Source organism: Bartonella sp. 220B, from assembly GCF_026930205.1.
Taxonomy (GTDB): Bacteria; Pseudomonadota; Alphaproteobacteria; order Rhizobiales; family Rhizobiaceae; genus Bartonella.
Genome location: NZ_JANHOI010000037.1, coordinates 1 through 3,459 on the forward strand (window position 1 = coordinate 1; position 3,459 = coordinate 3,459).

Here is a 3,459-nt window from a genome sequence, read left to right on the forward strand (position 1 = left end):
CTAAGCTCTTCCAAACGCATGGGTGAGAGGATGAGTTGAACCTGATAGGCTCTATCTGGTATGGGATAGAGATACAGTTTCCTATCAAAATAACTGTAACAAACCGGCGTTCCCTGCTGTCCTGAAAGCAACGAAGGCTCTAAGGAAAGGTGGTTTCTCCGCTCCAATTCAGATTTATGATGCCCTGAGTTAAGGAAAACATTCTCAATTTTGACAGCCGTTTCAATATGGCGGGTATCAGATGCATCATAGCCCCCTCTTCCCGCCTGTGTGGTGAAAGTAACATCACGGCTTTCATTAAAGTAAAATGTTTCTCGTTCACAAAACCGAATGGCTGCAAAAATACTTTCTTGTATTTGAGGTACAAACTCATCCGTGATGTCATCTATCTCATCCTGAATAACCGATATCAATCTTGCAAATGTTCCTCTGTGACGAAAAACATCTTGATGATCCTGTATCGGTCCGCCCGTTCTTATCCTGATATAATGGCGTGACATCATGTAACCTTTCCGTAGAAATTTACTCTTGACGTGTTATCATCTGTGCACTACAGTACTCAGATGGTAACTATTCATAAAACTGTAGAATTTGATACTTGGCTTAAGAAACTCAAAGATAAAAGCGCTCAAGCTATTATTCTTCAACGTGTTGTACGATTAAAACAAGGTCTTTTAGGTGATGTTAAATTCTTTCATGGTATAGGTGAATTACGTATTCACTATGGTGCTGGTTACAGAATTTATTTTACCCAAAAAGGCTCTGATTTTATCCTTTTGTTATGCGGTGGAGATAAATCAACGCAGAAAAAAGATATTGAACAAGCGTTAAAGTTAAAAGAGGAGTATAGTAATGAAAATAACCCCATTTGAACCAGAGAAATATCTCACAACACCAGAATCTCAACAAATATTTCTCAATGAAGCCTTCAAAACCGGTGATGCTGCACATATAGCGGATGCCCTTGGTATCGTTGCTAGAGCCCAAAATATGAGTGCCTTAGCAAAAGAAACCAATCGTGAACGCAGTGGTTTATATCGCTCCTTAAGCAAAACAGGTGACCCTAAACTTTCTACTTTAGTTGCTGTGCTTTCTGCCCTTAATTTGCAATTAAGCGTAGAATCTTGTGCCCCATAAATCCGTGAGGAGAGTTCATACATCTCTCCCCTCAATCTTAGTGATTAGTCACGAATTCAACAACTATACTTGCTTGACCAGCTTGTACTGTCTTGTCGGCTTTGGCATAGAGAGTAAGTTCTTTATCATAAGGGACAAATTCCTTCTGATTGGTAGGCTTAACTTCTTTGACTGCCTGTTGTTTGATTTCCGCTTCACCAAATTCAGTTCCTCCAGCAGTGCTGCCTATTTTTACCTTAGCATCCGAAAACGCCGTCTTGACGAATACTTTAATTGAAGTAATCAAAGCACCTCGAGGTAGCGTACCTATTTTCAAAGCGTTTTCTTTATCTTCATAGCTAAAATTAAGACGTAAAAAGCTTACCTGCTGGGTATGGAGGCTTCTTCCCTGTAAAGGTTCTGGTAAATAATCTGCCATGTCCTATCCCCTCAATGATTTGTTACAAATTGTACGACCACAACACACTCACCAGCATCGGTAGTTTTATCTCGCGTTGCATAAAGGGTCATTTCCTTATCATCTGCAACAAAAGACTTTTGATCTGTTGGCGTAAAATCCTGTGTACCTTGGGCTTTGATGTCCTTTTCCCCAAACTCATTGCCACCATAGGTGCTGCCAATCTTTAGTTTTGCCTCAGAAAATGCCGTCTTAACGAACGTTTTAATCGAAGTGATCAAAGCGCCACGAGGCAAAATCCCAATTTTCTCCGTAAGATGCTTATCTTTATGCAAGATATTCAACCGTAAAAAACTCACCTGTTGGGTGTGAAGATTTCTGCCCTGTAATGGAGGTGGTAATTGATTTGCCATGTCTTTTTTCCCTCCTATGATTACGCTGCTGCTTCACCACTATAAGTGGGGATAACAATCGTTCCAAAGTCTTGTGCTGTTTGTGCACTATTTGGCATTTGGAAACGTGTTTTCTTCATGCCTATCAAGGTCTTCGCGGCTACACCAAATTCACGTTCATAATCAAAATACTCTTCTTTAAGCGTGTAATGCGTTGCACTGTGATTTTTGCCAAAACCTATAATCGCACTTTGGGCTCCTAAGAAAACCGCACGACGCACACTCTTTACCGCTGTATGATCTGTCGATTTTACACCATGAGTGACATGGATAGCTTCACGTAAAATAACACCATTATACATACCTAGGGAACCATCAAAGATGGGGTTCTTCGCACGCGAGGTTGCATAAACGGATTTTTGAATATCTAACCACTCACCAGCTGCTGTATTGGTGCGCAATTGCATAACTTGTGTTGGATGTAAATACAAAACATAAACATCATCACCATTGATATGGACGGGGGAAATTTGCGGATTGGCAAGTTTCGCCATTTTTACAGCTTCATCAATCAATTTAAGACTAAAGCTATGTTTGGCTTTGTCATTGAGATCTTCATCCTTGGTTTTACCATCGGGGCGAATAATACGTTCACTGCTCGGCGCCATGATTTCATTAAAGCCGTAATGAACCGGTTTAATGTATACTTCTCGACCATCGACATTGATAGTACGCGCTGTATAACCACATACCTGAAGAAAAAACATGATGCTTAAACGGTTTGCATACCAACGAACCAAACCTTCTTTGGCTTTTTTTCGTAAGTTCGGTAAAATTCTCTGTTGATCAATCGAGTCATCATTCGCTACACGTGCTGCATGTAAAAGCTCGTTAATCACCAACCTATCATTCATAAATTGAAGGGCTTCTTCATTGCCCTCTAAAGTTTCACCTTGAGTGACACCGTCCCCAAACAGATTCACCAGCAGACTAAATGTGACACTATCCCCTGCACTTTTATGGGTTTCGTTATAAAGCTGGATAATACTGTTCGAACTTTTGCCAATCAGTGGAGCAATTTTCGTTGCTTTCAAAACTTCATTGCTTAATTTTTGTGACCAAAGTTTCACCGCTTGCGGATCATGGGTCCCTATATGTGTTGTTGCCATTTATTTCACCTTTCTTTGCTGTAAAAAAACCGGCTTAAAAGCCGGTGGAAAACCCGCATCAAAGGCGGATTATGCTATAAAACTTGTTGATTAATCGGGGTCTGCACCCATAATTTCATAAAAACGAGCTTCATTTTTCGGGTTGGATATCCACGCATCAAATTCTTTCTCACTCATATTGGCAAGACTGTCTTTGCTCATAGGTCCAACACTGCCCCCTCCTCCAGATGCGGTTAAAGTTTTCGAAGAAGCCTGCCTGCTTTGAAGCGCTGCAACCTGATTATTGGCTTGTACCGCTTGGTTCTGATAGCCAAGGTTTTGTGCTACCCTATAAAGCTCTTCTACCGGATTTACATCCTTTTGC

The 3,459-nt window shown here is 40.8% G+C and carries 6 protein-coding genes and 1 pseudogene; 2 read left to right on the plus strand and 5 right to left on the minus strand.

Translation table 11 applies throughout. The annotated features are described in order from the left end of the window. The coding region (locus tag NPX99_RS08425; protein ID WP_269031389.1) for a phage adaptor protein at positions 1 to 500 on the minus strand (500 nt) is incomplete at its 3' end. A 63-nt stretch (positions 501 to 563) separates the two neighbouring features. Between NPX99_RS08425 and NPX99_RS08430 the strand changes: the two genes are divergently transcribed. Then, entirely contained in the window at positions 564 to 872 is a 309-nt protein-coding gene (locus tag NPX99_RS08430; RefSeq protein ID WP_004865060.1) for a type II toxin-antitoxin system RelE/ParE family toxin, read from the plus strand. Continuing rightward, entirely contained in the window at positions 853 to 1,137 is a 285-nt protein-coding gene (locus tag NPX99_RS08435; protein WP_269031390.1) for an addiction module antidote protein, read from the plus strand. The genes NPX99_RS08430 and NPX99_RS08435 overlap by 20 nt, the downstream gene beginning before the upstream one ends. 37 nt (positions 1,138 to 1,174) lie before the next feature. Here the strand turns inward: NPX99_RS08435 and NPX99_RS08440 are convergent, their stop codons facing one another. The 4 genes and pseudogenes from NPX99_RS08440 to NPX99_RS08455 form a co-directional block, all read right to left on the minus strand. Further along, positions 1,175 to 1,555, minus strand: coding sequence for a hypothetical protein (locus tag NPX99_RS08440; protein ID WP_269031391.1), 381 nt, complete (start codon positions 1,553 to 1,555; stop codon positions 1,175 to 1,177). 11 nt (positions 1,556 to 1,566) lie between these two features. Next, positions 1,567 to 1,947, minus strand: a complete 381-nt coding sequence (locus NPX99_RS08445; RefSeq protein ID WP_269031392.1) for a hypothetical protein — start codon at positions 1,945 to 1,947, stop codon at positions 1,567 to 1,569. A 20-nt stretch (positions 1,948 to 1,967) separates the two neighbouring features. After that, positions 1,968 to 3,095 carry a N4-gp56 family major capsid protein gene (locus NPX99_RS08450; protein ID WP_269031393.1) on the minus strand — a complete coding sequence of 376 codons (1,128 nt, stop codon included), beginning with the start codon at positions 3,093 to 3,095 and terminating at the stop codon, positions 1,968 to 1,970. Between the two features lie 90 nt (positions 3,096 to 3,185). After that, positions 3,186 to 3,459 (minus strand): annotated as a pseudogene (locus tag NPX99_RS08455) (hypothetical protein); the annotation flags it as partial.

Bases quoted from the DNA above. Each gene is read 5' to 3' on its own strand.
- NPX99_RS08430 (WP_004865060.1), top strand. From the start codon at position 564: ATGGTAACTATTCATAAAACTGTAGAATTTGATACTTGGCTTAAGAAA.
- NPX99_RS08435 (WP_269031390.1), top strand. From the start codon at position 853: ATGAAAATAACCCCATTTGAACCAGAGAAATATCTCACAACACCAGAA.
- NPX99_RS08440 (WP_269031391.1), bottom strand. From the start codon at position 1,555: ATGGCAGATTATTTACCAGAACCTTTACAGGGAAGAAGCCTCCATACC.
- NPX99_RS08445 (WP_269031392.1), bottom strand. From the start codon at position 1,947: ATGGCAAATCAATTACCACCTCCATTACAGGGCAGAAATCTTCACACC.
- NPX99_RS08450 (WP_269031393.1), bottom strand. From the start codon at position 3,095: ATGGCAACAACACATATAGGGACCCATGATCCGCAAGCGGTGAAACTT.